This window comes from Microbacterium sp. NPDC077184, from assembly GCF_040687055.1.
In the GTDB taxonomy this organism is placed as follows: domain Bacteria; phylum Actinomycetota; class Actinomycetes; order Actinomycetales; family Microbacteriaceae; genus Microbacterium.
The window spans coordinates 209,862-235,138 of sequence record NZ_JBFBMM010000005.1; the positions used below are offsets into that span (position 1 = coordinate 209,862).

Annotated in this window: 22 protein-coding genes; 9 read left to right on the top strand and 13 right to left on the bottom strand. The window is 69.8% G+C overall.

Annotation, left to right across the window (positions count from 1 at the left end; genetic code table 11):
• From AB0O93_RS11180 to sdhC, 7 genes are all read right to left on the bottom strand, one after another.
• A complete protein-coding gene (locus AB0O93_RS11180) occupies positions 1-1,920 on the bottom strand; it encodes an NHL repeat-containing protein (protein ID WP_363343321.1) in 1,920 nt (639 codons plus the stop codon).
• 51 nt (positions 1,921-1,971) lie between these two features.
• Positions 1,972-2,817, bottom strand: coding sequence for an exodeoxyribonuclease III (locus AB0O93_RS11185; protein WP_363343323.1), 846 nt, complete (start codon positions 2,815-2,817; stop codon positions 1,972-1,974).
• Between the two features lie 36 nt (positions 2,818-2,853).
• Positions 2,854-4,134: a YihY/virulence factor BrkB family protein gene (locus tag AB0O93_RS11190; protein ID WP_363343325.1), complete on the bottom strand. Its 1,281-nt coding sequence runs from the start codon at positions 4,132-4,134 to the stop codon at positions 2,854-2,856.
• Between the two features lie 9 nt (positions 4,135-4,143).
• Positions 4,144-4,929 (bottom strand): succinate dehydrogenase iron-sulfur subunit, encoded by a 786-nt coding sequence (locus tag AB0O93_RS11195; RefSeq protein ID WP_236968219.1) that lies wholly within the window; start codon positions 4,927-4,929, stop codon positions 4,144-4,146.
• On the bottom strand, positions 4,929-6,743 hold the full coding sequence (gene sdhA, locus AB0O93_RS11200) for a succinate dehydrogenase flavoprotein subunit (RefSeq protein WP_363343328.1): 1,815 nt from the start codon (positions 6,741-6,743) through the stop codon (positions 4,929-4,931). The genes AB0O93_RS11195 and sdhA overlap by 1 nt, the downstream gene beginning before the upstream one ends.
• Positions 6,744-6,807: 64 nt before the next feature.
• Entirely contained in the window at positions 6,808-7,266 is a 459-nt protein-coding gene (locus AB0O93_RS11205; protein ID WP_363343330.1) for a succinate dehydrogenase hydrophobic membrane anchor subunit, read from the bottom strand.
• Complete coding sequence (gene sdhC, locus AB0O93_RS11210) at positions 7,266-7,700, bottom strand: succinate dehydrogenase, cytochrome b556 subunit (RefSeq protein WP_363343332.1); 435 nt, start codon at positions 7,698-7,700, stop codon at positions 7,266-7,268. The genes AB0O93_RS11205 and sdhC overlap by 1 nt, the downstream gene beginning before the upstream one ends.
• A 251-nt stretch (positions 7,701-7,951) precedes the next feature.
• Here sdhC and AB0O93_RS11215 point away from each other — a divergent pair, with 251 nt between their 5' ends.
• From AB0O93_RS11215 to AB0O93_RS11255, 9 genes are all read left to right on the top strand, one after another.
• Positions 7,952-9,067, top strand: a complete 1,116-nt coding sequence (locus AB0O93_RS11215; protein ID WP_301133795.1) for a mannose-1-phosphate guanylyltransferase — start codon at positions 7,952-7,954, stop codon at positions 9,065-9,067.
• A 173-nt stretch (positions 9,068-9,240) separates the two neighbouring features.
• Positions 9,241-10,356, top strand: coding sequence for a BMP family ABC transporter substrate-binding protein (locus AB0O93_RS11220; protein WP_363343334.1), 1,116 nt, complete (start codon positions 9,241-9,243; stop codon positions 10,354-10,356).
• A 112-nt stretch (positions 10,357-10,468) separates the two neighbouring features.
• Positions 10,469-11,983, top strand: coding sequence for an ABC transporter ATP-binding protein (locus AB0O93_RS11225; RefSeq protein WP_363343336.1), 1,515 nt, complete (start codon positions 10,469-10,471; stop codon positions 11,981-11,983).
• The gene (locus tag AB0O93_RS11230) at positions 11,980-13,329 is read left to right on the top strand and encodes an ABC transporter permease (protein WP_363343338.1); all 1,350 of its coding nucleotides are present in this window, start codon (positions 11,980-11,982) and stop codon (positions 13,327-13,329) included. Before AB0O93_RS11225 ends, AB0O93_RS11230 begins: the two co-directional genes overlap by 4 nt.
• On the top strand, positions 13,326-14,612 hold the full coding sequence (locus tag AB0O93_RS11235; protein WP_363343340.1) for an ABC transporter permease: 1,287 nt from the start codon (positions 13,326-13,328) through the stop codon (positions 14,610-14,612). The genes AB0O93_RS11230 and AB0O93_RS11235 overlap by 4 nt, the downstream gene beginning before the upstream one ends.
• Positions 14,613-14,614: 2 nt before the next feature.
• Positions 14,615-15,016, top strand: a complete 402-nt coding sequence (locus tag AB0O93_RS11240) for a cytidine deaminase (protein ID WP_053548951.1) — start codon at positions 14,615-14,617, stop codon at positions 15,014-15,016.
• Positions 15,013-16,302, top strand: coding sequence for a thymidine phosphorylase (locus tag AB0O93_RS11245; protein WP_363343342.1), 1,290 nt, complete (start codon positions 15,013-15,015; stop codon positions 16,300-16,302). The genes AB0O93_RS11240 and AB0O93_RS11245 overlap by 4 nt, the downstream gene beginning before the upstream one ends.
• Before the next feature lie 57 nt (positions 16,303-16,359).
• The gene (locus AB0O93_RS11250) at positions 16,360-17,475 is read left to right on the top strand and encodes an adenosine deaminase (protein ID WP_363343344.1); all 1,116 of its coding nucleotides are present in this window, start codon (positions 16,360-16,362) and stop codon (positions 17,473-17,475) included.
• A gap of 546 nt (positions 17,476-18,021) precedes the next feature.
• Complete coding sequence (locus tag AB0O93_RS11255) at positions 18,022-18,981, top strand: type IV toxin-antitoxin system AbiEi family antitoxin domain-containing protein (protein ID WP_363343346.1); 960 nt, start codon at positions 18,022-18,024, stop codon at positions 18,979-18,981.
• 183 nt (positions 18,982-19,164) lie between these two features.
• On the opposite strand, the gene AB0O93_RS11260 is transcribed toward AB0O93_RS11255, so the two are convergent.
• From AB0O93_RS11260 to AB0O93_RS11285, 6 genes are all read right to left on the bottom strand, one after another.
• Positions 19,165-19,998 carry an alpha/beta hydrolase gene (locus tag AB0O93_RS11260; RefSeq protein WP_363343348.1) on the bottom strand — a complete coding sequence of 278 codons (834 nt, stop codon included), beginning with the start codon at positions 19,996-19,998 and terminating at the stop codon, positions 19,165-19,167.
• A 9-nt stretch (positions 19,999-20,007) separates the two neighbouring features.
• Positions 20,008-21,174, bottom strand: coding sequence for a mannitol-1-phosphate 5-dehydrogenase (locus AB0O93_RS11265; RefSeq protein ID WP_363343350.1), 1,167 nt, complete (start codon positions 21,172-21,174; stop codon positions 20,008-20,010).
• Complete coding sequence (locus AB0O93_RS11270) at positions 21,171-21,611, bottom strand: PTS sugar transporter subunit IIA (RefSeq protein ID WP_363343352.1); 441 nt, start codon at positions 21,609-21,611, stop codon at positions 21,171-21,173. Before AB0O93_RS11270 ends, AB0O93_RS11265 begins: the two co-directional genes overlap by 4 nt.
• Positions 21,612-21,752: 141 nt before the next feature.
• Complete coding sequence (locus AB0O93_RS11275; protein ID WP_363343354.1) at positions 21,753-23,315, bottom strand: PTS mannitol transporter subunit IICB; 1,563 nt, start codon at positions 23,313-23,315, stop codon at positions 21,753-21,755.
• Positions 23,312-24,991, bottom strand: a complete 1,680-nt coding sequence (gene ptsP / locus AB0O93_RS11280; RefSeq protein ID WP_363343356.1) for a phosphoenolpyruvate--protein phosphotransferase — start codon at positions 24,989-24,991, stop codon at positions 23,312-23,314. Before ptsP ends, AB0O93_RS11275 begins: the two co-directional genes overlap by 4 nt.
• On the bottom strand, positions 24,991-25,269 hold the full coding sequence (locus AB0O93_RS11285) for an HPr family phosphocarrier protein (protein WP_363343358.1): 279 nt from the start codon (positions 25,267-25,269) through the stop codon (positions 24,991-24,993). The genes ptsP and AB0O93_RS11285 overlap by 1 nt, the downstream gene beginning before the upstream one ends.
• Positions 25,270-25,277 lie beyond the last annotated feature (8 nt).

The following is a 25,277-nucleotide window of genomic DNA, read 5'->3' on the forward strand; positions in this document are numbered from 1 at the left end:
TCAGCCGACGGACCTCTCGAACGGTGCGACCGGGAGAGGTGCGGCGGCACCGACGAAAGCCACGATCTGGTGTGCGCCGGGGTTGGTCTGCACCGGGATGTTCTCCCAGTTGTTGGCCACCCAGACGTTGCCGGAGGGATCCACGGCCACGCCGGTGTTGCGCGTGAAGCCGTCGAAGGCATACCCGGTGTCGTCGGGAGAGATCGCATCGCCGGTGTCGAGCCCGCGGGGGCACGTCTCGGGGCGGGTCCCGCAGAACGCCGACAGGCGCTGATCGGCGAAGTTGGCCACCCACACGTTTCCGTCGCCGTCGGTCGCGATGCCCCAGGGGCGCGTCACGCCGCCGCCGGTGAACGGACCCGACACGGTGCCGGCGTCCGGGCTGATGAGGGAGACGGATGCCGCGCCCTCGGCGTCGGCGGGTCGGTCCGGGCAGGGGAGCGTCGTCGTCCCGGAATTCGCGACCCAGACATTGCCGTCGGCGTCCGTCGAGAGCCCCATCGGATTCTGGAACCCGGGGTTGGTCAGGGGGGATCCGGCGATGGGCGTCCCCTCGCGATCGAGGACGGCGACGGTGTTGTTCGCGATCCCCGTGACGAAGATGTGCGCGCCGTTGTCGACGACGTCGAACGGCTGATCGAGACCCAGGTCGGCGAAGTTCCGCGCGGCGTCCGGGTTGCCGCCCGGGTAGACCGTGACGCTGTCGTTGCCGCAGTTGGCGATCCACACGTCGTCGTCGGCGGTCACCTCGATGCCCTGCGGCCAGCTCAGGTCCCCGCCGGTGAAGCCGCTGTCGGGGGAGAGCGGCTCACCGTCGTAGGTGAACAGCGACATGCTGTTGTGGGGCGGCTGGTCTTCCTCCGGGCATCCCGGTGCTGCGGCGGCGAAGCCGAAATTGCTGAACCACAGAAGGCCGTCACTGGTGAAGTCGATGCCGTAGCCCGAGCCGGAGAGCCCTCCGCCGGAGTAGGTCTCCAGCAGCTCCCCCGTCGGGGAGAACATGAACATCTCGTCGCTGCCGCAGACGGGCGTCTGCGGGTCGGCGTCGTACTCATAGTTGTTGTTGATCCAGATGTTGCCCTCGGGATCGATGGCGAAGTTGCCGGGCCCGGCCAGGTCCGTTCCGTCGCCGTCGAAGCGGAGCGCAAGCGTCCAGGCCGACGGCGCCTCATCGAGGCCTGGGCGGTCGCCGGACGTGATCAGCGACAGATCGAAGATCTCGTCGACGGCGGCGGACGGGTCGCGCGCGATCGACGCGACCGCTGCGGCCATCGATGTGCCGGGCTCCACGCCCGCGGCGCCGGCGACGTCGTCGCAGACGTCGCGCCGGACCAGGCAGGCTCCGACGACGTTCGTCAGCGAGGTGAATGCGGGGAGCGTCTGGGTCTCATACCCGTTAGGAGAGGAGGTGAGTACCGCACCGTAATCGCCGGTGACCGGGTCGGCGAGCGTGGCGGCCATCGCCACGGCGTTGGCGAGACCGGGATCGTCCCCGGACACGAGATCCCGACCGAAGAACTGGGCGAGCGCGAAACCGGCCGCAACGGTCGTGCGCTCGTTGAGGGTGAGGGAGGCGAGATCCTCCGCGGGGGCGACGACGGCGAGATCCGCGCGCGCGGCTCCGCCCGGCGCGGCCTCGACGAGGACGAGGCGACCCTCGGCGACCTCCAGGGATCCGAGGGCGAAACTCCCATCGTCGTCGGCATCCACCCGGGCGAGCTCCACGGGAGCTCCCGGCCCGATCGACCACGCGCGGATCTCCCAGCCCGCCCGCTCCGCTCCCACGGTCACCGGCGCGAGGTTCCCGCGAACCCCGCCCGTCGCGTCCTGCGTGTCCCCGAACCCGCTGCACGCGGTCAGCCCGATGGCGACGGCGGCGAGGGCGGCGAGGCCGCCGAGTGATCTGGTGCGGCGTGCCATCGGCTTCTCCCCAAGGATCGACGTGGGACCCACCCTAGCGAGATCGACCGGTCAGCCGACGGTGTAGTCGGCGATGACGGGGGAGTGGTCGCTCCAGCGGGTGTCCCAGGATGCCGCACGCTCGACGCGGTAGTCGGTGACGCGTTCGGCGAGGGCGGGGCTGGCGAGGTGGTAGTCGATCCGCCATCCGGTGTCGGTGTCGAAGGCGCGGCCCCGCATCGACCACCACGTGTACGGCCCCTCGACCTCGCCGGCGGCCCGTCGACCGACGTCGACCCACCCGAGACCCGTCCCGCGCTCGCCGTCGACCGTGTCGACCTCGACCCCGTCCGGCGCGAGGAAGCGGTCGAAGTACGCCCGTTCACGGGGGAGGAACCCGGCCTTCTTGCGATTGCCCTTCCAGTTTCGGATGTCGAGCTCGCGGTGACCGACGTTGAGGTCGCCCGTGACCAGGGCGAGCGGGGTCGCGGCGGTCATCTCCGGCATCCGCTTCTCCATCGCGTCGAGGAAGGCGTACTTGGCGTCCTGGCGGGGAGTGTCGGCCTCGCCCGTGTGGACGTAGGCGCTCACGACGGTGACGACCTCCGCCCCGACGGTGATGTCGGCTTCGATCCAGCGACCTGCGGCGTCGACGGTGTCGTCGGAGAACCGGGCGCGCGCGGCGGTCACGGGGGTGCGGGTGGCGATCGCCACACCGGCGCGGCCCTTCGCCAGCGCCTCGTCGCCGACGGTCTCCCACCCCGGCAGCGCGGCCCGCAGCTCGGCCTCGGTCGCGCGCACCTCCTGCAGCGTCAGGACGTCGACGTCGGCGGCGTCGAGCCACTCGTGCAGGCCCTTCCGGGCTGCGGCACGGATGCCGTTGACATTGACCGAGGCGATGCGGAGGCGGCGAGGCACGACGGACAGCCTAACCGCGGGTCAGGACACGCGATCTCAGGACTCGTGCTCGGCGCTCAGGGAGTGCACGTGCGCGACGTGGGCGGCGTGACCGCGCATCACCGGGGCCGCCGGGGTCGACGCCTCGACCTCGGCGAGCTCGGCCCGCGCCGCGCGGAGGTGCCGCGCGGTGACCGGCCGGCGGTACCAGGGAGCCCCGGCGTGCGCCTCCTCGGCCGTCCGCAGGCGCACGTGCGCGGCCGTCAGCAGCGCCCGGTGCTCGAGCGCGAGGCGCTCTTCCTCGGAGAGCTCGATGAGCGGCACGTCATCGTCGGATGCCGCGACGGCGATCCAGGCGGCGGCGGTGAGGATGATGATCCCGATGATGCGGAACCACAGCAGGAGCCCCACGAAGATCGCGAAGGTCGCCAGGAGCGGGTTGGAGGGGGTGTACAGGAAGAGCCATCCGGTGAACAGCTGCAGGACGGTGATCGCGCCGCCGCCGAGCAGGGAGCCGGGGATGATGCGCCGCCATCGCAGTGACGTCCCGGTGAGGAAGCGGATGAGGGCGGCGAGGGCCGCGGAGAAGACGAGGAACGAGATCGCGATCGACCCCAGGCGCACCGCGACCTCGTACCACCCGGTCGCCTCGGTCCAGCCGAAGAGGGAGAAGATCAGCTGCAACGCCCACGTGCCGAACGACGTCGCGGCGAACCCGAGGATGAGCGCCACCGCGAACAGCACCGCCCCGAACAGGTCGCGGCTCTTCAACATGACGTAGCTGCGGAGGTCCGGACGGAGGCCGAAGATGTCGCGCACCGCGCGGCGGGTGAAGGTGACGAAGCCGATGGCGGTCCACAGCAGCGTTCCGAACGCGATGGCACCGGTGATGGACAGCAGGCTGGTCGACCCGGTGGCGATGGCCGTGACCTGGTCGGGGGTGAAGAGTCCCTCGTCGGAGATGAGCCCGGGGATGTAGGAGTTGATCGCGCTGATCATCGCGTTCACGACGTCCTGATTGCCGCCGAGCCAGAGCCCCAGGATCGCGAAGGCGACGTAGATGCCGGCGAACGTCGCGAAGAGCGCTTGATAGCTGACGCCGGCGGCGAGCAGGAACCCGTTGTGCTGCAGGAAGTGGCGCCACACCCGCACGGGGAACCACGCCAGCGTCCGCTGGGTGATCTCCGTCGCCCGGCTGATCGGCTCGTCGAGCCTCTCGCGCAGCTGCTCCTGCGTCGCCTCCCATCGCGCGCGGAGCGTCTGCTCGTGCGCGGCGGCCTCGGCCGCCTCGGCGGCCACCTCGCGGGAGCCGCCGACGCGGCGAGGACCGGAACTCACCTCAGCAGACTAGCGACCGCTGAGGACCGCCTGCTTGACCTCGGCGATCGCCTTCGTGACCTCGATGCCGCGGGGGCACGCCTCGGTGCAGTTGAAGGTCGTGCGGCAACGCCACACGCCCTCCTTGTCGTTGAGGATGTCGAGGCGCACGTCGCCGGCGTCGTCGCGCGAGTCGAAGATGAAGCGGTGCGCGTTGACGATGGCGGCGGGACCGAAGTACTGCCCGTCGGTCCAGAACACCGGGCACGACGAGGTGCACGCGGCGCAGAGGATGCACTTGGTGGTGTCGTCGAACACCTCGCGGTCGACGATCGACTGGACGCGCTCCTTGCCCTTCTCCGGGGTGGAGTTCGCGATGAGGAAGGGCTGCACCTCGCGGTAGGAGGCGAAAAACGGCTCCATGTCGACGATGAGGTCCTTCTCCAGCGGCAGGCCCTTGATCGCCTCGACGTAGATCGGCTTGGAGATGTCCAGGTCCTTGATCAGCGTCTTGCAGGCGAGCCGGTTGCGGCCGTTGATGCGCATGGCATCCGACCCGCAGATGCCGTGGGCGCACGAGCGACGGAACGCGAGCGACCCGTCGACCTCCCACTTGATCTTGTGGAGGGCGTCGAGCACGCGGTCGGTGGAGTACAGCTCCACGTCGTAGTCGACCCAGCGCGGCTCGGTGTCGGCTTCGGGGTCGAAGCGGCGCACGATGAAGGTGACGAGGAACGACTGGATGCCGGTGTCGCCGGCCTCCTCCGGGGCTGCGGGAGCTTCGGTGGTCTCGTCGACGACGGCGAGGCTGGCCATCAGTACTTCCTCTCCATGGGCTGGTAACGCGTGATCACGACGGGTTTCCAGTCGAGACGGATGTGGTCGTCCGCCTTCGAAGAGTGCGGGTCGCCCGACAGGTAGGTCATGGTGTGCTGCATGAAATTCTCGTCGTCGCGCTTCGGGTAGTCGTCGCGCATGTGTCCGCCGCGGCTCTCCTTGCGGTTACGGGCGGCGACGACGACGACCTCGGCGATGTCGAGGAGGAAGCCGAGCTCGACGGCTTCGAGCAGGTCGGTGTTGTACCGCTTGCCCTTGTCGTCGACGTGGATGTTCTTGTAGCGCTCGCGCAGCTCCTCGATCGTGCCGAGGACGTCGGTGAGCGACTCCTCGGTGCGGAACACCTGGGCCTTGAAATCCATCTCGTCCTGCAGCTTCTTGCGCAGGACCGCGATGCGCTCGGTGCCGCTTCCGGCCCGGAGGCCCTCGATCATCTCGCGGACCTCCTTGGCGGGGTCCTCGGGGAGGGCGACGAAGTCGGCATCCTTCACGTACTCGACCGCGTAGCGACCGGCGCGCTTGCCGAAGACGTTGATGTCGAGCAGCGAGTTGGTGCCGAGGCGGTTCGAGCCGTGCACAGACACGCACGCGCACTCGCCGGCGGCGTACAGGCCCGGGACGACGGTGTCGTTGTCGGCGAGGACCTCCGCCTTGATGTTGGTAGGGATGCCGCCCATCGCGTAGTGCGCGGTCGGCATGACCGGCACGGGCTCCACGACCGGGTCGACGCCCAGGTAGGTGCGGGCGAACTCGGTGATGTCGGGGAGCTTGGTCTCGAGCACCTCGGCGCCGAGGTGCGTGCAGTCCAGCAGCACGTAGTCGCGGTGCGGGCCGGCGCCGCGGCCTTCGGCCACCTCCTGCACCATGCAGCGCGAGACGATGTCGCGCGGGGCGAGGTCCTTGATGGTGGGGGCGTAGCGCTCCATGAACCGCTCGCCCGAGACGTTGCGCAGGATGGCCCCCTCGCCACGAGCACCTTCGGTGAGGAGGATGCCGAGACCGGCGAGGCCGGTGGGGTGGAACTGGAAGAACTCCATGTCCTCCAGCGGCAGGCCCTTGCGCCAGATGATGCCGACGCCGTCACCGGTCAGGGTGTGGGCGTTGGAGGTCGTCTTGTAGATCTTGCCGAAACCGCCCGTGGCGAAGATGACCGCCTTGGACTGGAAGACGTGCAGCTCGCCGGTGGAGAGCTCGTAGGCGACGACGCCGGCGATCTGGGTCTTGCCCGCGGCATCCTTCACCGTGATGAGGTCGAGCACGTAGAACTCGTTGAAGAAGTTGATGCCGAGCTTCACGCAGTTCTGGAACAGCGTCTGCAGGATCATGTGACCCGTGCGGTCGGCGGCGTAGCACGCGCGGCGCACCGGCGACTTGCCGTGCTCGGCGGTGTGTCCGCCGAAGCGACGCTGATCGATCTTGCCGTCCGGGGTGCGGTTGAACGGCAGACCCATGTTCTCGAGGTCGATGACCGCGTCGATCGCCTCTTTGGCGAGGATCTCGGCCGCGTCCTGGTCGACGAGGTAGTCGCCGCCCTTGACCGTGTCGAAGGTGTGCCACTCCCACGAGTCCTCTTCGACGTTCGCGAGGGCCGCGGCCATGCCGCCCTGCGCGGCACCCGTGTGGGAACGCGTCGGGTACAGCTTGCTGATCACGGCGGTCTTCGCGCCGGGACCGGCCTCGATGGCCGCCCGCATGCCGGCGCCGCCGGCTCCGACGATGACGATGTCGAACTGGTGGTAGTGGACGCCGTCCTTGACGTAGCTGTCGGCGCTGTCGGTGCTCTGGGTGCTCACAGGGAGGATGCCTTCGTTTCGTGCTGCTGCGTCGTCGGAACGGTGGGGGCGATCAGCGCCGCGGTCACAGTGCCGCGCACTTCTCGATCAACCAGTCGGTGCTGGAGCTCTCGATGCCCAGGCACGGGTCGAAGGTAAACACGACCAGGGTGCCGAGGAGGATGAGGAATCCGGCGGAGAGCCACAGGGCCCACACCAGCACGCGGCGGGTGGTCTCGTGGGTGACGTAGTCGTTCACGATCGTGCGCATGCCGTTGGCGCCGTGGATGAGCGCGAGCCACAGCATCAGCACGTCCCACCACTGCCAGAACGGGCTGGCGAACTTGCCCGCGACGAACGCGAAGTCGATGCCGCTGATGCCTTCGCCCAGCATGAGGTTCACGAAGAGGTGACCGAAGATGAGGATGATCAGCGCGACGCCGGAGACGCGCATGTAGATCCAACCCCACTTCTCCAGGTTGGGTCCGCCCTTGCGGGCCGGGGTGCGCGGTGAGCGCGGGGCGGCGATGGTGTCGGCGGACATCAGTTCCCCCCTCCGATCTCGGCGAACACGAAGGAGAGGTGGCGGACCGTGAACGGGATCATCGTCACCGCCCACAGGCCCAGCACCCCCCACCAGAGCTGACGCTGGTGGCGGGTGGCCCAGGCCCAGAAGTCGACCAGGATGATGCGCAGGCCGTTGAAGGCGTGGTAGACGACCGCGGCGACGAGGACGACCTCGCCGATGCCCATGAGCGGGTTCTTGTACGTGCTCATGACCGCGTCGTACGCCTCGGGCGAGACCCGGATCAGCGCCGTGTCCAGGATGTGGACCAGCAGGAAGAAGAAGATGGCGATTCCGGTGATGCGATGCAGCACCCACGACCACATGCCTTCGTTACCGCGGTAGAGCGTTCCCCGCGGCACCTTCGACGTGGTCGCGGATGCCGGCGGTGTGACGCGTGCTGGTGCAGACACGGCCGTCCTCCCTGGATCGAGCGAGCGGTCCGCTCGAACCCGGCGCTCGTGGCCGAATCGCGGAACCGGCACCCTGACGGTGCTGTGTTCATCCTATTCCCGTCAGAAAGCGAGGGGCGACGGCGACGGGAATCGTCTCCTCCATTCCGGGGGGATCCTGCCCGGGAGCGAAGATCGCCCGTTCTTTCGGCGACACGCGCCGGACACGCCCTCGTCACGGGCGCGAGACACCGCTCGTTACCCTGGGTCTCATGCCAGATCCGATCGAGGACTTCTACGCCGTCATCCCCGCCGGAGGCATCGGCAGCAGGCTGTGGCCGTTGTCGCGTGCCGACGCGCCGAAGTTCCTGCACGACCTCACCGGGTCGGGCCACACCCTTCTCCGCGACACCTGGAACCGCCTCGAGCCGCTCTCCGGCCCCGACCGCATCGCCGTGGTCACGGGCCGCGCGCACCGCGCCGCGGTCGAGAAGGAGCTGCCGGGCATCCCCGACCACAATGTCTTCCTGGAGTCCGAGCCGCGCGATTCGGCGGCGGCGATCGGCCTGGCCGCCGCGATCCTCTCGCGGCGGGATCCGGACGTGATCATCGGCTCGTTCGCCGCCGACCACGTCATCCGTGTGCCGCACCTGTTCGAGTGGGCGGTGCGTCAGGCCGTCGCGACGGCGCGCGAGGGATACATCTGCACGATCGGCATCCAGCCGTCCGAACCCTCCGTCGGCTTCGGATACATCCGCAAGGGCAGCGAGCTGGTCGTGGACGGAGCCCCCGAGGCCGCCCTGGTGGACAGCTTCGTCGAGAAGCCCGACCTGGAGCTGGCGAAGGAGTACTTCGCCGACCGCTCCTACCTGTGGAACGCGGGCATGTTCATCTCCCGCGCCGATGTGCTGCTGGGGGAGATCGCCGAGAACCAGCCCGAGCTCTACGCCGGCCTCATGGACCTCGCCGAGGCGTGGGACGACCGCGATCGTCGCGGTCCCGTCGTCGATCGCGTCTGGCCGACCCTGACGAAGATCGCCATCGACTACGCCGTCGCCGAGCCCGCCGCCGAGCGCGGCCGCCTCGCGGTGATCCCCGGCCACTTCGACTGGGACGACGTGGGGGACTTCGCGAGCCTCGCGAAGCTCAACTCCCACGGACGCAAGAACGATCTGGCGATCCTGGGGGAGAACGCCCGGATCCTCTCGGATGCCGCCAGCGGCATCGTCGTCAGCCAGACCTCGCGCGTGATCAGCCTCATCGGCGTCCGCGACATCGTCGTGGTCGACACCGACGACGCGCTGCTGGTGACCACGAGCGAGCACGCCCAGCGCGTGAAGGGCGTCGTCGACGCGCTGAAGCTCACCGGTCGCGGCGACGTCCTCTGACCTCCCAGGCCACCGCCGGGGACCGGCGTGGGATCGCGTCCTGTGTAACGAGAGATTGCGTCTTTGTAACCATTGCCGCTCACAGCCCTCGCATGAATGCAACCGAGGCGTCGCAGTAGGTAACTTTGTGCAGTCCCCGTGAAAGTCTCGGGGCCGATCATGTGGAGGCTGAGTTGACCATCTCACGCACCAAGAAGCTCGTCGGTGTCACAGCCGCCGCGGGCATCGTCGCATTCCTCGCCGGCTGCGGCGCGGCCCCCGAGGCCGACACGTCCGACACCGCCGCACCCGAAGCGGCTGACGACTTCACCCCCTGCCTCATCTCGGATGAGGGCGGCTGGAACGACCGCTCCTTCAACCAGTCCGCAAAGGAGGGCATGGACCGTGCCATCGACGAGCTGGGCGTCGAGGGCATCGAGCTCGAGTCGACCACGCCGAACGACTACGGCCCCAACCTCGAGCAGCTCGTCGCCGAAGGCTGCACGCTGATCGTCTCGGTCGGCTTCAACCTCGCCGCCGCGACCGTGGAGTCGGCCCTCGCGAACCCGGACATCGACTACGCGATCATCGACGACTACGCCGACACCGACTTCGACGGCACCACGGATGCCCCGAACATCAAGCCCCTCGTCTTCGACACCGCGCAGGCGGCCTACCTCGGCGGTTACGCCGCGGCATCCTGGTCCGCCGAGAACGGCGTGAACAAGGTCGGCACCTTCGGTGGCATGCAGATCCCCTCGGTCGCGGTCTTCATGGACGGCTACGAGCTGGGCGTGCAGAAGTACAACGAGGACAACGGCGCCAACGTCGAGGTCTTCGGTTGGGACACCGCGGCCCAGGAGGGTTCGTTCACCGGTGGCTTCGCCGCGAACGACACCGCCAAGCAGACCGCGCAGGGCGTGCTCGACCAGGGTGTCGACGTGATCCTGCCCGTCGGCGGACCGATCTACGTCAGCGCGGCCGCGGCCATCGCCGAGGGTGGCGGCGACGTCGTCATGCTCGGTGTGGACAGCGACCTCGCCGTCGCCGACCCGGACGTCGCCGACGTCACCCTCGTGTCGATCATGAAGGCGATCGACGTCGCCGTCTACGACGCGACCGTGGCCGCCGCCGGTGGCGACTTCGACGTCGCCCCCTACATCGGCACGCTCGAGAACGAGGGCGTCAAGCTCTCCGGCTTCGGTGAGTTCGAGTCCGAGCTGCCCGAGGGCCTCATGGACGAGCTGATGGCGCTGCAGGAGCAGATCGTCTCCGGCGAGATCGTCGTGGAGTCCCCGAACTCCCCGTGATCTGACATCACCCGACGGGGCGAGCAGCGGATGACGCTGCTCGCCCCGCTGGGTGTCCACGAACTGTTTTCCGCCCTCCGCCCTGCGGAGCGGCCACAGGTAGGGTGCATTTATGAAGCTGGAGCTGCGGGGGATCACGAAGAGATTCGGCTCCCTGGTCGCCAACGACCACATCGATCTCGTCATCGAGCCGGGTCAGATCCATGCCCTGCTCGGTGAGAACGGGGCCGGCAAGAGCACGCTGATGAACGTGCTCTACGGCCTCTACCAAGCCGACGAAGGCGACATCCTGCTGGACGACGTCGTCCAGCACTTCCGGGGTCCGGGAGACGCGATGAACGCGGGCATCGGCATGGTCCATCAGCACTTCATGCTGATCCCGGTCTTCACCGTCGCCGAGAACGTCATGCTCGGACACGAGAACACCAAGGGCCTCGGCGTCCTCGACCTCGCCGCCGCCCGGCGGCACGTGCGCGAGGTCGCCGACCGCTTCGGGTTCCAGATCGACCCCGACGCGCTCGTCGGCGATCTGCCCGTCGGCGTGCAGCAGCGCGTCGAGATCATCAAGGCCCTGTCCCGTGACGCCCGCGTCCTCGTCTTCGACGAGCCCACCGCCGTCCTCACGCCCCAGGAGACCGACGAGCTGATGGCGATCATGCGCCAGCTCCGCGACGAGGGCACCTCCATCGTCTTCATTACCCACAAGCTCCGCGAGGTCCGCGAAGTCGCGGACGCCATCACCGTCATCCGTCTCGGGAAGGTCGTCGGCGAGGCATCGCCGACCGCGAGCAACACCGAGCTGGCCTCGCTCATGGTCGGCCGCGCGGTCGAGCTCACCGTGCAGAAGGACGCGCCGCGCGTCGGCGACGGAGGCCTGCGGGTGAAGGACCTGCGCGTCCTCACACCCGCCGGCGCCGTCGTCGTCGATGACGTGGCGTTCGAGGTCCGTCCCGGGGAGATCCTCGCCGTGGCCGGTGTCCAGGGCAACGGCCAGACCGAGCTCGTCGAGGCGATCGTCGGCCTCGCTGCGCGCGTGGAGGGCTCGATCGAGCTCGACGGCACGGAGCTCGTCGGCAAGAGCGTCCGCGGCATCCTCGATGCCGGCGTCGGTTTCGTGCCGGAGGACCGCAAGGAGGACGGCCTCGTCGGGACCTTCTCCGTCGCCGAGAACCTCATCCTCGACCGGTCCAGCGACCCCGAGTTCGTGCGCGCGGGGACCATCCGCCGTCAGGTGGTCGACACCTTCGCCCGCGAGCGGATCACCGAGTACGACATCCGCACCCAGGGGCCGGAGTCCCCGGCGGGGGCGCTCTCCGGCGGCAACCAGCAGAAGGTCGTCATCGCCCGCGAGATGAGCCGCGACCTGCGCCTCTTCGTCGCGGCGCAGCCCACCCGCGGAGTCGATGTCGGCTCGATCGAGTTCATCCACAAGCGCATCGTGCAGACGCGGGATGCCGGCATCCCGGTCATCGTCGTGTCCACCGAGCTCGACGAGGTGACCGCCCTCGCCGACCGCATCGCCGTGATGTACCGCGGTCGGATCATCGGAATCGTGCCGGGGGACACCCCGCGCGACGTGCTCGGACTCATGATGGCCGGCGCGAGCGAAGCGGAGGCAGCAGCATGAGCGGCACGACTCCCGGAGCCGAGGACGCCGCGCGCCCCGGCGAGCAGCTTCCCCGGGCGACCGGCCCCCTCACGGGCCACGAGACGCCGGGCGAGACGTCGACGCCCGAGCCGCCTCGCGCGAACGTCCTGATGAAGGAGATCCTGCGCGGCAGCGCCGTGACGACGATCCTCGCGATCGTCCTCGCCATGATCGTCGGCGGCATCCTCATCGCCCTCACCGACGAGGACGTCCAGGAGGCGTCGTCGTACTTCTTCGCCCGTCCCGGCGATACGCTCGCGGCGATCTGGAACGCCGTCTACGGCGGGTACGAGGCGCTCGTGCGCGGGTCGATCTTCAACGCCCGTGCCGACGACTTCGTCGGCCAGATCCGTCCGTTGACCAATTCGCTCGGCTTCGCCGCGCCGCTCATCGCGGCCGGCCTCGGTGTGGCGCTGGCGTTCCGCGCCGGCCTGTTCAACATCGGCGCCCGTGGTCAGATGCTCATGGGAGCGATCTTCGCGGCGTTCTTCACGTTCAACCTCGATCTGCCGATGTGGATCCACCTCCCCACCACCATGCTCGCCGGCATCGTCGGCGGCGCGCTGTGGGGCGGACTCGTCGGACTCATCAAGGCCGTGACGGGTGCCCACGAGGTCATCCTCACGATCATGACCAACTACATCGCCTTCTACCTGCTGCTGTGGATGATCCGGACCCCCGGCCTCCTCCAGCGCGAAGGCACGAACCAGCCGATCACCGCGCCCACCCCGGCATCCGCTCAGTTCCCCGACCTGCTGGGTCCCGCCTTCCCGGCGCTGGACTGGGGCTTCCTCATCGTCGTGGCGATCACCGTGGTGGTGTGGTGGATCCTCGAGCGCTCGAGCCTGGGCCTGCGCATCCGCGCGGTCGGGGAGAACCCGCATGCCGCGCTCGCCGCGGGCATCAACGTCAAGCGCATCTACGTGTACGCGATGCTCTTCGCCGGGGGTCTGGCGGGCATGGCGGCGATGAATCAGATCCAGGGGTCGGTGACCACCGGCTTCTCCGGCACGATCGACGCCGGCATCGGCTTCGACGCCATCACGGTCGCGCTCCTCGGGCGCAGCCGCGCGTGGGGCACGTTCGCCGCCGGCATCCTGTTCGGCATCCTGAAGTCGGGATCCTTCGCCATGCAGGCGCAGGGCATCCCGGTCGACATCGTCCTGGTCGTGCAGTCGCTGATCGTCCTCTTCATCGCGGCGCCGCCGCTGCTGCGCACGATCTTCTTCCTCCCCAAGTCGGATGCCGAGAAGGCCGCCAAGGCACGCGCCAAGGCCGCCAAGCGTCGACCTGAGGACACCCGCGGAAAGGCGGTGTCGGCATGAGCGCGTTCGCAGCCTCCGCAACCGACGACGGCGCACGCCATCTCACCACAGTGAAGGTGCGCAGCTTCAAGGTCCCCATCGTCCTCGGCGTGGTGACGCTGCTGCTGGCGGCGCTGTTCCTCTTCGTCCCGCGATCGGGGGAGAGCACCTTCCGACTCGGCGACTCCTCGTCGGCCATCGCCCTGCCCGACGTTGTGCTGAACACCGCGCTCACCTCGTGGGTGATCGTGGTGCTGCTCGCCCTTCTCACCGCCTACTCGGCCTGGCTCGCCGGGAACTACGAGCGGACGCCCCTGTGGCTCACATCGGCGTTCGGCGCGTTCGGCGTCTTCGCGTTCCTGGTGTGGGCCGGGGCCGACGGGCTCGTGCCGGTGTCCAGCCTCCTCGTGGGCGCGGTCTCCCTGTCGGTGCCGCTCGTCTTCGGCGCCCTCGGCGGCGTGATCGGCGAGCGCGCGGGCGTGGTCAACGTCGCGATCGAGGGCCAGTTCCTCCTCGGCGCGTTCTCCGCCGCTCTCCTGTCGAGCATCACGCAGAACCCCTTCATCGGGCTGATCGGAGCAATGATCGGCGGCGTCCTGGTCGCCTTCGTCCTGGCGGCCTTCGCGATCAAGTACCTCGTCGAGCAGGTCATCGTCGGCGTGGTCCTGAACGTGCTCGTCACCGGCCTCACCGGGTTCCTCTACGGCGCGCTGCTGGTCCCGAACGAGACCGAGCTGAACCGTCCGGTCATCTTCGAGCGGATCAAGATCCCCGTCCTCGGCGACATCCCGATCCTCGGCCCGGTGCTGTTCAACCAGACCTTCATCGTCTATCTCATGTTCATCGCGGTCGCCGTGGTGTCGTGGGGTCTGTACCGCACCCGCTGGGGGCTGCGTCTGCGCGCCGTGGGCGAGCACCCCCAGGCGGCCGACACCGTCGGCATCCGGGTGAACCCGACGCGGTTCTGGAACGTCTCTCTCGCCGGCGCGATCGCAGGTATCGGCGGGGCCTACTTCACGCTCGTCTCGGTGCCGCAGTTCGGCAAGGAGATGACCGCCGGCCTGGGGTTCATCGCCCTCGCCGCCGTCATCTTCGGTCGCTGGGACCCGATCCGCGCGAGCCTGGCCGCGCTGCTCTTCGGCTTCGTGACGAACCTGCAGAACCTCCTGACGGTGCTGCGGACGCCGATCCCCAGCGAGTTCATGCTGATGCTGCCGTACGTCGTGACGATCCTCGCGGTCGCCGGCTTCGCGGGTCAGATCAAGGGACCCGCCGCCGCGGGCAAGCCGTACATCAAGGGGTGAGTGTGACCGACATCCACTGGGACGAGCTGCGCGCAGCCGCCACCGACGCCATGGAGCGCGCCTACGCGCCCTACTCCCGCTACAAGGTGGGGGCCGCCGCCCTCGTCTCCGACGGGCGGATCGTGACCGGGTGCAACGTCGAGAACGCCTCGTACGGCGTGGGTCTGTGCGCGGAGTGCGGTCTCGTCAGCGACCTTCAGATGTCCGGAGGCGGGCAGCTCGTCGCGTTCGTATGCGTGAACGGCCACGGTGACACGATCATGCCGTGCGGGCGCTGCCGTCAGCTGCTGTATGAATTCGCCCTGCCCGGGATGCTGCTCGAGACCGTCTCCGGCATCCGCACCATCGATGAAGTCCTGCCCGACGCGTTCGGGCCCCGAGATCTCGAGGAGGCGGGCCGATGAGCGTCGAGCCCTTCGACGCCGTCGACGTCATCCGCATTAAGCGCGACGGGGGCACCGTCCCCGACGACGCGCTGCGCTGGATGGTCGACGCGTACACGCGCGGATACGTCGCGGACTCGCAGATGGCGGCGTTCGCCATGGCGATCCTGCTCAACGGCATGGAGCGATCCGAGATCCGGGTGCTCACCGACGCGATGATCGCCTCGGGGGAGCGGATGAGCTTCGCATCGCTCGGCAAGCCCACGGTCGACAAGCACTCGACCGGCGGCGTCGGCGACAAGATCACGCTGCCGCTCGCGCCGCTCGTCGCCGCGTTCGGCGTGGCCGTGCCGCAGCTGTCGGGCCGCGGGCTCGGTCACACCGGGGGAACCCTCGACAAGCTCGAGTCGATCCCCGGGTGGCGCGCGGCGCTGTCGAACGAGGAGATGTTGGCGCAGCTCGGCGATCCCGGAGCGGTCATCTGCGCCGCCGGCTCCGGGCTCGCGCCCGCCGACAAGCGCCTGTACGCGCTGCGGGATGTCACCGGCACCGTCGAGGCGATCCCGCTCATCGCGTCCAGCATCATGTCGAAGAAGATCGCCGAGGGGACCGATGCGCTCGTCCTCGACGTGAAGTTCGGCTCCGGTGCGTTCATGCAGGACGTCGACCGTGCCCGCGAGCTCGCCCGCACGATGGTCGCGCTGGGAGAGGACTCCGGGGTGTCCACCACGGCCCTCCTCACCGACATGAACACCCCGCTGGGGCTCACGATCGGTAACGCCAACGAGGTGCGCGAGTCCGTCGAGGTGCTCGCCGGCGGCGGACCGGCCGACGTGGTCGAGCTCACCGTCGCGCTGGCGCGGGAGATGCTGGCCCTCGCCGGACAGCCGGATGCCGACGTCGAGGCCGCGCTGAAGGACGGTCGTGCCATGGACGTCTGGCGCGCGATGATCCGCGCGCAGGACGGCGACCCGGATGCCGCCCTCCCCACCCCCCGCGAGACGCACACGATCACGGCGCCGACCGCCGGCATCCTGTCGCGTCTCGACGCGCTGCCTTTCGGCATCGCCGCATGGCGCCTCGGAGCCGGTCGCGCCCGTGCGGAGGACCCGGTCCTGCATGCCGCCGGCATCGACCTGCACGTCAAGCCCGGAGACACGGTCACCGCCGGTCAGCCCCTGTTCACCTTGCTCGGGCACGATGACTCCCGCTTCGAGCGGGCACTGGACGCACTCGAAGGCGCGTGGGAGATCGGCGGGCAGCAGCCCCCGGCCGCCCCGCTCGTCCTCGAGCGCATCACGGCCTGACGCTCCGGCATCCACGATCCCCGCCTTCGTTCCCCTTCCCGATTCAGGAGAAACACCATGTCGATCGACCAGCACGGCGACACCGTCATCGAGGGGCTCTCCGTTCGCGGACTGCCGAAGATCTCGCTCCACGATCACCTCGACGGCGCCCTGCGGCCGGCGACGATCATCGAGCTCGCCGACGCCGCCGGTGTCGATGTGCCCGAGGACGACGCCGACGCGCTCGGCGACTGGTTCGCCGAGAAGAGTGACTCCGGATCGCTCGTCGAGTACCTGAAGACCTTCGACCTGACCACCGCGGTGATGCAGACCCGTGAGGGTCTCACCCGCGTGGCGCGGGAGTTCGTCGAGGATCTCGCCGCCGACGGCGTCATCTACGGCGAGGTCCGGTGGGCGCCCGAGCAGCACCTCGCCGGCGGGCTGTCGCTGGAAGAGGTCGTCGACGCCGTGCAGGAGGGGATCGAGGAGGGCGAGGACCTCGCCGACAGCCGAGGACACGACATCCGTGTGGGCCAGCTCATCACCGCGATGCGGCACACCGACCGGTCGCTCGAGATCGCCAAGCTCGCGGTGGACTGGCGCGGAAGGGGCGCCGTCGGCTTCGACATCGCCGGCCCCGAGGACGGTTTCGCGCCGTCGAAGCACCGCGCGGCGTTCGACTACCTCGCCGAGCAGTTCTTCCCGGTGACCGTGCACGCGGGCGAGGCGGCGGGGCTCGATTCGATCCGCTCGGCCCTCATCGACGGACGCGCGCTGCGTCTCGGTCACGGTGTGCGTCTCGCCGAAGACCTCGAGGTCATCTCGCGCGAGGGTGAAGAGGTGCTCGTGCAGTTCGGCGACCTCGCCCGCTGGGTGCGCGACCGCGAGATCCCTCTCGAACTGTCGCCGTCGTCGAACCTGCAGACCGGCGCCATCGAGCGCTGGGGCACGACGATGGAGGACCACCCGTTCGACTTCCTGTACCAGCTCGGCTTCGCCGTGACGGTCAACGTCGACAACCGGACGATGAGCCGCACGTCGCTCACCCGCGAGCTCGCGCTCCTCGCCGCGACGTTCGACTACGGACTGGACGACCTCGAGGCCTTCCAGCTCAACGCCGCCGCCGGCGCCTTCCTCGCCGTCGAGGAGCGCGAGGAGCTCATCGAGCTGATCGCCGAGGGCTTCGAGGCCTGACCCGCGTTCGGGTCGGGGCGGGGCGGGTCGGGTCGGGCGTAACTCCTCCGATCCGGCGGGGTTCCGCCCGCCCGGGCCATTCTCGCGCGGGTTCGGCCCGGATCTGAGGAGTTGGGCCCGCCTGCCGCGAGGCACCCGCACGTCGGCCCCGGCCGGCGCCTTGCCCGCCGTCGGCATCGGGCCGCGTGCCGAACTCCTCCGATCTGTGCGGGTTGTGCCGACCGTGGCCGTTCCTGACCGGATTCGGCCCGGATCTGAGGAGTTGCGCGCGCCTGCCGCGCGGCACCGCGGGTGGGCTTCCGGCGCAGGGTCCGTCTCCGGCGCCCGGCTCCCGCCGGCGCTCGGTTGTCGGCCTGCCGCGTGCCGAACTCCTTCGATCCGGCCCGGAGGGTGACCGAGCGGTGTGTTTCCGGCCGATCGGCGCCCGTATTTGAGGAGTTCGGCACGGCCCACCGCGGCTCCTCCCCAGGGTCGGCGTCCGGCCCACTCTCCACACATCGCCGCCACGACGGTCCCCGCGTTCGCACGGGCGGCCAGGGTGACCTCATGCGCACCCGACAGCCCGCTTCTGCTCAGCGTTCCGCGCCGCGTCTGTGGACGACGGCGGAACTCCGCGCCCAAGGCATCACGCGGCGTTCCCTGGCGACTCTCGTCGCGACCGGCAGTCTGCTGCGAGTGCGGCGAGGTCAGTACGTCGTTTTCGACACACCCCCGGCGGTCACGGATGCCGCACGGCTGGGAGGCCGCCTCGATTGCGTGTCTCTCCTCGCCCTGCTCGAGGTTTTCGTGCACCACGGGTCCGGTTCGCACATCCAGATCACCCCGGGCGCGAGCCGCCTCCCCGCGCCCGGCCCGGCGAGTTGCCGGCACTGGCGCGACTCGGAGGCGGCCCAGAACGATCTGTGCGTGCCGATCGTCGAGGCGCTGGCGCAGGCGTGCCGCTGTCAGCCCATCCGGTCGGCGATCGCGACTCTCGACAGTGCGCTGCATCTCGGACTCATCGACGACGACGGTCTCGGCGAGGTGTTCGCTCGACTGCCCGTGCGGTTCCGCGCAATCCGCGGACTCGTCGATGGCCGGTGCGAGTCGGGTCCGGAGAGCCTCGTGCGCCTCATGCTGCGGATGCTGGGGTGCGCCGTCGAGGTGCAGGTCGAGATCCGGGGCGTCGGCCGCGTGGACTTCGTCGTCGACGGATGGTTGATCATCGAGTGCGACAGTGAGGCGCACCATGCCGGCTGGGACCAGCAACGCAGGGACCGGCGTCGCGACCTGTCCGCCGCCGCGCTCGGTTTCACCACGATTCGTCCGCTGGCGGAAGACGTGCTGTTCCACGCCGACGAGCTCTTCCGGCAGCTGCGGGACATCATCGCGACGGGCGGGGTCGGTCGCGGACGCGTGCCCAACTCCTCAGATGTGCCGGGCGGGCGCGCACGGAGGACCGCATCCCGCGTTTTGGCGCCGGATCGGAGGAGTTCGGTACGCGGGGTGGCGATACCGGCGGCGTGACGTCGCCCTCCGGGCCTTCGCGCGCGGAGACCCGGACAGCCGGGGGAGTTGTACCGAACTCCTCAGATCTGCGGGCGACAGAGCGGGGGAGGGGCGGGATCCGGCCTTCCGGCACCGGATGGGAGGAGTTCGGTACGCGGCCACGGTGCCACACGCCGCTACGCCCCGGACAGCCGGGCGCGGCTAGAGGGCGAGGAGGAACGGGGCGAGGGCGGCGGTGATCCCGGCGCGGATCTGATCGTCGGAGATCGTCGCGGGGTTGTCGCCCGCCTGCGGGCCGTACGCGCCGAACCCGGCGTGGTTGCCGCCGGCGATCTCGACGAACTCGGTGTCGGCCGGGAGGAGGGACGCCGATTCGGCGATCTTCTCGGGCGTGGACAGGCCGTCTTCGCTGCCCGCGATGCTGAGCACCGGCAGGTCCGACCCCGACAGGTCGTTCGCGCAGTAGCTGGCGAAGAGCACCAGGGCGTCGGCGTCTTCGGCCAGCTGGCACGCGCGCACACCGCCGAGCGAGTGCCCGCCGACCGCCCAGGTCGTCACGTCCGGGGCGAGCGCGGAGAAGTCGGACAGCGGCCGGACGTCGAAGAACGCGAGGTTCAGGGTCGGCTTGGTGATGACGACGGTCGCGCCGTCCTGCACCGCCCCGACGAGCGTCGCCGCGTAGGCGTCGCCTTCGACCTTCGCGCCGGGGATGAACACCAGCCCGGTGTCGGACCCGCCCTCCGCGGGCGCGAGCACCCACGCGGACCCCTCATCGGTCAGCGTGACGGCGGGGTCGGACTCGACCGCGGCGAGAGCGGTCGGCTCCGCCGCCATGACCCCCACATTCGCCCAGACGAGGAACGCCACGACGGCCGCCACGATCAGCGCCCCGATCGACCCGAGAATCCACCACAGGACGCGCAGCCCGCGCCGACGCGGCGTCTTCCGGGCTGACGCGGCGGCTGACGCGGCGGCCGACGCGTCAGCCCCGTCCGTCGATCCAGCGTCAGGGGTCCGATCCGGTACGGAGTTCACCCCTCCAGGCTACGCGTCGGCACCCGCTCCGAGGTCCCGCTGCCGCGCCGCGACGACCGCCTCGACCCGTGCGAACAGGGGGTGGTCGGCCTCCAGCCCGGTCACCTCCGCGGTGACGGATGCCGCATCCTGGGTCCGCAGCATCCGCTGAAGGTCGACGGACTGGGCGTCCTCGGCGTCGTCGAACGCGAGGGCGGCCGAGATCGCGTCGAGGAGCCCGTCCACGCCGAGCCCACGCTCGATCGCCTGCGCGGCGGGTCCGATGAAGCGTTCGTGCCGGGAGAGCTTCCGCAGCGGCTGGCGTCCGACGCGCCACACGGTGTCCGGGAGGACGTCGTTGCGGAACCGGTCGAGGATCGTCGCGCGGTAGCGAGCGAGCTCCTCGGCGTCGAGCCCGTGCTTGACCTCCAGCAGCGCCGACGTCTCGCGGAGCGCGGCATCCACGCGTCCGGCGATCACCTGGTCGGCCAGCGCCGCCGCGATCGTGTCGGATCCGGCGGCGGCGCCGAAGTAGGCGGCGGTGGCGTGCCCGGTGTTGACGGTGAAGAGCTTCCGCTCGATGTACGGCGCGAGGTCGTCGACGAAGTGCGCGCGGGGAATGACCGGCGGCTCGACGCCGAAGGGTCCCCGCTCGATCGCCCACTCGAAGAACGGCTCGACGGTGACGTCGACTCCGCCGCCCTCGGGCTGGGCGGGGACGATGCGGTCCACCGCGGTGTTGGCGAACACCGCACGGCCTTCGAGCGCGTCCCACGCGCCGCCCGCGGCGACCTTCATCTCTTCGCGGAGGACGTCGGTGGCGTTGATCGCGTTCTCGCACGCCATGATCTGCAGCGGCGGCGACGAGGGGTCGCGCAACGCGAGTCCGGCGATGATGTGCGGCGCCACGAAGCGCAAGACGGTCGGGCCGACGGCGGTGGTGACCACGTTCGCGCTCGCGATCTCGTCGATCAGCTCATCGGCGTTCTCGGCCGAGTTGATCGCGCGGAACCCCGTGACGACGGTGTCGACGCCTCCCGGACCGACCTCGCGCACCGTGTAGCGGTCGACGGCGTTGATCGCGTCGACCAGGGGCGCCGCGACATCCGAGAAGACGAGCTCGTACCCGCCCTCGTGGAGGAGGAGGCCGACGAATCCTCGACCGATGTTGCCGGCGCCGAAGTGGACGGCCTTCATCCGACGCCCGCCGCCGAGACCAGCTCGTAGAGCTCCTCGGGGGTCTGCGCGGCCTTGAGCTTGGCCACCTCGTCCTCCTCGGAGAAGAGGATGGCGATCTGCGAGAGGATCTCCAGGTGCTCGTCGCCCTTGCCGGCGATCCCCACGACGAAGCTCACGTGCTCGCCGCCCCAGTCGACTCCTCCGTCGTAGCGCACGACGGAGAGGGCGGACTCGAGGATGCTGTCCTTGGTCTCGTTCGTGCCGTGGGGGATGGCGAGCTCGTTGCCCATGTAGGTCGACACGGTCTCCTCCCGCTGCTGCATGGCGTCGAAGTAGGCGCCGGTGACGGCGCCGACCGACTGGAGGATGTCGGCGGCTTCCCGCATCGCCTCCTCGCGGGTCGCGCTGCCGGAGTGGATGCGCACCTGTCCGGTGCCGAGAACGTCACGTGCCATGTCGTCGCCTTTCGTCGCGAGCGGATGCTCGATTCCTGCGGTTCGGATGATCTTCCGAACGGATGCCGCGGCATCCGGTGTCCGGAAGAGCCGCGGGGCCGGGGGCATCACGCCTGCCCGACCCCGCGGCCGCGGGGATGCCTACACCCCATCCTCGTGCTGTGCACGGACGAGGTCTACGACCTCGTCGTACTTCGGGGAGTTCATGAAGTTGTCCACCGAGACGTGGATCGCGTCCGGCGTCTGCTGCCGGGCCCGGTCGGTGAGCTGGTTCTGGGTGATGACCAGGTCGGCGGAGGAGTCGAGGTTCGCGATCGCCTTGTTGACGACCGTGACGTTCTCGACGCCTGCCTTCTTGAACTTGTTGCGCAGAACGCTCGCGCCCATCGCGGACGACCCCATTCCGGCGTCGCACGCGAAGACGATGTTCTTCACCTCCCGCTCGGTGGCGGTGGCCGCGGCTCCCGCCGCTCCGCCGGCACCGGTCGCCGCCCCGCCGCGGAGGCCGCCGAGGTGGTCGGAGGACTTGCCCTTGGCCGCCTCGGTCTGGGTGATCGCCGCGCCGAACGCGTCGTCGGTGGCCGCCATCGACTCGAGGTCGCGCTTGCGCGAGGCCCGGAGGATCACCGCGGAGATGACGAAGGTCACCGCGGCCGAGAGGACCACCGAGAGGATCACCGCGAAGTACGCGCCCTGCGCCGTCTGCAGCATCACGGCGATGATGCTCCCCGGCGCCGCGGGGGCGCGGAGGGCGCCGCCGAGGAGCATGTTGGTGGTGACACCGGTCATGCCACCGGCGATGAGCGCGACGATGAGGACCGGCTTCATCAGGGCGTAGGGGAAGTAGACCTCGTGGATGCCGCCGAAGAACTGGATCACCGCGGCTCCGGGAGCCGACGCGCGCGCGGCACCCAGACCGAAGATGGTGAACGCCAGTAGCAGCCCGACGCCGGGGCCGGGGTTGGCCTCGAGGAGGAACAGGATCGACGAACCGGTCTCGGCCGCCTGGGTGACGCCGAGCGGGGTCAGCACGCCGTGGTTGATGGCGTTGTTCAGGAAGAACACCTTCGCCGGCTCGATGATGATGCTCGTCAGCGGGAGGAGGTTCATCTCGACCAGCCAGTTCACGGCGGTGCTGAGGGCCTGCATGATGCCGTTGACCAGCCACGCGACGGGGTAGAACCCGACGACGGCCATGACGAAGCCCCAGATGCCGGCCGAGAACATGTTGACGAGCATCTCGAAGCCCGCCTTGATCTTGCCCTCCCAGATGGAGTCGATCTTCTTCATCGTCCAGGCGCCGAGCGGGCCCAGGATCATCGCACCGATGAACATGTGGACCTGGCCGAGCTGCGACGCGCCTTCGGGGAGCGCGGCGTTGATGTTCGCCACGATGAGGTCGGACCCGGCGATGGCGCCCATCGTCGCGATCGATCCGACCACGCCGCCGCGGATGCCGTAGACCATCGTGCCGCCCGTGTAGGCGATGAGGATCGGCAGCAGGTAGTGGATGAAGGGACCGACGATCGTGGCCAGGTCGGCGTTGGGCGTCCAGCCCACGTCGATGAAGAACGCGGTGAAGATGCCCCACGCGATGAGCGCGGGGATGTTCGGCATGATCATGCCGGAGAGGAAGGTTCCGAAGCGCTGGACGTGCACCTGCGCCTTGGATCCGCCCTTCGTGGGTGCGGACGCCGTTGTCATTGCTGGGTCTCCTTCTGGTGGGTTCGTGCTGCGGCGGTCATCGCCGCGGCTCGTGCGGTCGCCGCGTCCGTCGCGGCGAGGGTGGCGTCGGCGATGACTCGGGCATCGTCGAGGGTGTGCTCGAGCAGGGTCGCCCGAACATCGGCGAGAGCGGTGGGGGCCATCGACAGGGAGGTCGCGCCGAGGCCGACCAAGACGACCGCCAGCAGCGGGTCGGCGGCGGCCTCGCCGCAGATGCCGACGGGCTTGCCGCGTTCGGCGCCCGCGCGCCCGACCTCGCGGATGAGGCGGAGGACGGCGGGGTGCCAGGGGTCCTGGAACGAGGCGACCGAGCCGAGGAGGCGGTCGGCGGCGAGGGTGTACTGGGTGAGGTCGTTCGTGCCGATGGAGGCGAAGTCGGCCGAGGCGAGGATGTGGTCGGCCAGCAGCGCCGAGGACGGCACCTCGACCATGACGCCCGCGGTCTTGACGCCGTACTCCCGCGCGACGGCGGTGAAGTACTCCGTCTCCTCGACCGTGGACACCATCGGCGCCATCACCCAGAGGTCGGCATCCGTCGCGGCATCCGCTTCCGCCAGCGCGGTCAGCTGCTCGCGCAGGATGTCTTCGCTCGCGCGGAGCGCGCGCAGGCCCCGGAGGCCGAGCGCCGGGTTCTCCTCGTGGGCGTCGTTGAGGAAGGGGAGGGGCTTGTCGGCGCCGGCGTCCAGCACGCGGACGACGACCTTCTTGCCCGGGAAAGCCTGCAGCAGCTGCGTGTACGCCTCGCGCTGCTGCTCGACGGTCGGCGCCTGCGCGGAGGAGAGGAAGAGGAACTCGGTGCGGAACAGCCCCACACCCTCGGCGCCGAGGGCGACCGCCTCGGCCGCCGCGGCCGGGTTTCCGAGGTTCGCCAGCAGCGGCACCGCGGTCCCGTCGGCGAGGGCGCCGTCGGTGATCGGAGCGGATGCCGCGGACGCGCGGGCATCGGCCCGGTGCTGGGCCTGGGCCCGTTCCTCGTCGGTCGGGTTCGTCGTGACGACGCCCTTCGCGGCGTCGACGATGACCGTCTCGCCGTCGACGAGATCTTTCGCGGCTCCCGCGCCGACGATCGCGACGATCGACTTCTCGCGCGCCAGGATCGCTGTGTGGGAGGTGGGGCCGCCCTCGGTGGTGACGAGCGCGAGGACCTTGTCGAGGTCGAGCAGCGCGGTGTCGGCGGGAGCGAGGTCCTTCGCCACCAGCACGAACGGATGCCCGGGGTCGGGCACGCCCGGCGCCGCGACGCCGCGCAGCCGCGCGATCACCCGCTGCGCCACATCGTCGAGATCGGCGGCGCGCTCGCCGAGGTAGCCGCCGAGCGCGGTGAGCTGCTCGCGGAAGGAGGCGAAGGCGTCGTGGACGGCGAACTCGCCGGTCTTCCCCGCGCGGATGCGGGTTCCGACCTCGTCGGCGAGGGTCGGGTCCTCGGCCATCATCGCCTGCGCCTCGAGCACGTCGCGCGCGGCGCCGCCGGCCTGCGCCCCGCGCTCCTCGAGTTCGCGGGCGACAGCGGCGACGGCATCCGTCACGCGCGCGGTCTCCTCGTCGGGGGTCAGGGTGCTCGGCTCGTCCAGCGGTGCGGGCAGCGGCTCCGCCATGCGGGCCACGGGCCCCTGGGCGACTCCGAGCCCGATTCCGACTCCTCTGATCTCCGTCATCATGCCTCCGCGTCGTGGTCGGTGGTCAGCAGTTCGCTGAGCGTGTCGATGGTCTTCTCCGCCGTGTCACCCTCGGCGGTGAGGGTGACGTAGTCGCCGTGCTCGATGCCGAGCGCGATCACTCCGAGGATGCTGGCCGCGTTGACCGGGGACCCGGCATCCTTCGCGATGGTGACGGGGATGCCGGCGTCCTTCGCCGCCTGCGCGAAGAGCTTCGCGGGGCGGGCGTGCAGCCCATGCGACGAACCGACGCGCACGGTCCGGGTGATCGGGGGCATGGGGTGAC

Coding starts and splice junctions, on each gene's coding strand:
- AB0O93_RS11180 (WP_363343321.1), bottom strand. CDS start 1,920: ATGGCACGCCGCACCAGATCACTCGGCGGCCTCGCCGCCCTCGCCGCC.
- AB0O93_RS11195 (WP_236968219.1), bottom strand. CDS start 4,929: ATGGCCAGCCTCGCCGTCGTCGACGAGACCACCGAAGCTCCCGCAGCC.
- AB0O93_RS11205 (WP_363343330.1), bottom strand. CDS start 7,266: ATGTCCGCCGACACCATCGCCGCCCCGCGCTCACCGCGCACCCCGGCC.
- AB0O93_RS11215 (WP_301133795.1), top strand. CDS start 7,952: ATGCCAGATCCGATCGAGGACTTCTACGCCGTCATCCCCGCCGGAGGC.
- AB0O93_RS11225 (WP_363343336.1), top strand. CDS start 10,469: ATGAAGCTGGAGCTGCGGGGGATCACGAAGAGATTCGGCTCCCTGGTC.
- AB0O93_RS11230 (WP_363343338.1), top strand. CDS start 11,980: ATGAGCGGCACGACTCCCGGAGCCGAGGACGCCGCGCGCCCCGGCGAG.
- AB0O93_RS11235 (WP_363343340.1), top strand. CDS start 13,326: ATGAGCGCGTTCGCAGCCTCCGCAACCGACGACGGCGCACGCCATCTC.
- AB0O93_RS11245 (WP_363343342.1), top strand. CDS start 15,013: ATGAGCGTCGAGCCCTTCGACGCCGTCGACGTCATCCGCATTAAGCGC.
- AB0O93_RS11250 (WP_363343344.1), top strand. CDS start 16,360: ATGTCGATCGACCAGCACGGCGACACCGTCATCGAGGGGCTCTCCGTT.
- AB0O93_RS11255 (WP_363343346.1), top strand. CDS start 18,022: ATGCGCACCCGACAGCCCGCTTCTGCTCAGCGTTCCGCGCCGCGTCTG.
- AB0O93_RS11265 (WP_363343350.1), bottom strand. CDS start 21,174: ATGAAGGCCGTCCACTTCGGCGCCGGCAACATCGGTCGAGGATTCGTC.
- AB0O93_RS11270 (WP_363343352.1), bottom strand. CDS start 21,611: ATGGCACGTGACGTTCTCGGCACCGGACAGGTGCGCATCCACTCCGGC.
- AB0O93_RS11275 (WP_363343354.1), bottom strand. CDS start 23,315: ATGACAACGGCGTCCGCACCCACGAAGGGCGGATCCAAGGCGCAGGTG.
- ptsP (WP_363343356.1), bottom strand. CDS start 24,991: ATGACGGAGATCAGAGGAGTCGGAATCGGGCTCGGAGTCGCCCAGGGG.
- AB0O93_RS11285 (WP_363343358.1), bottom strand. CDS start 25,269: ATGCCCCCGATCACCCGGACCGTGCGCGTCGGTTCGTCGCATGGGCTG.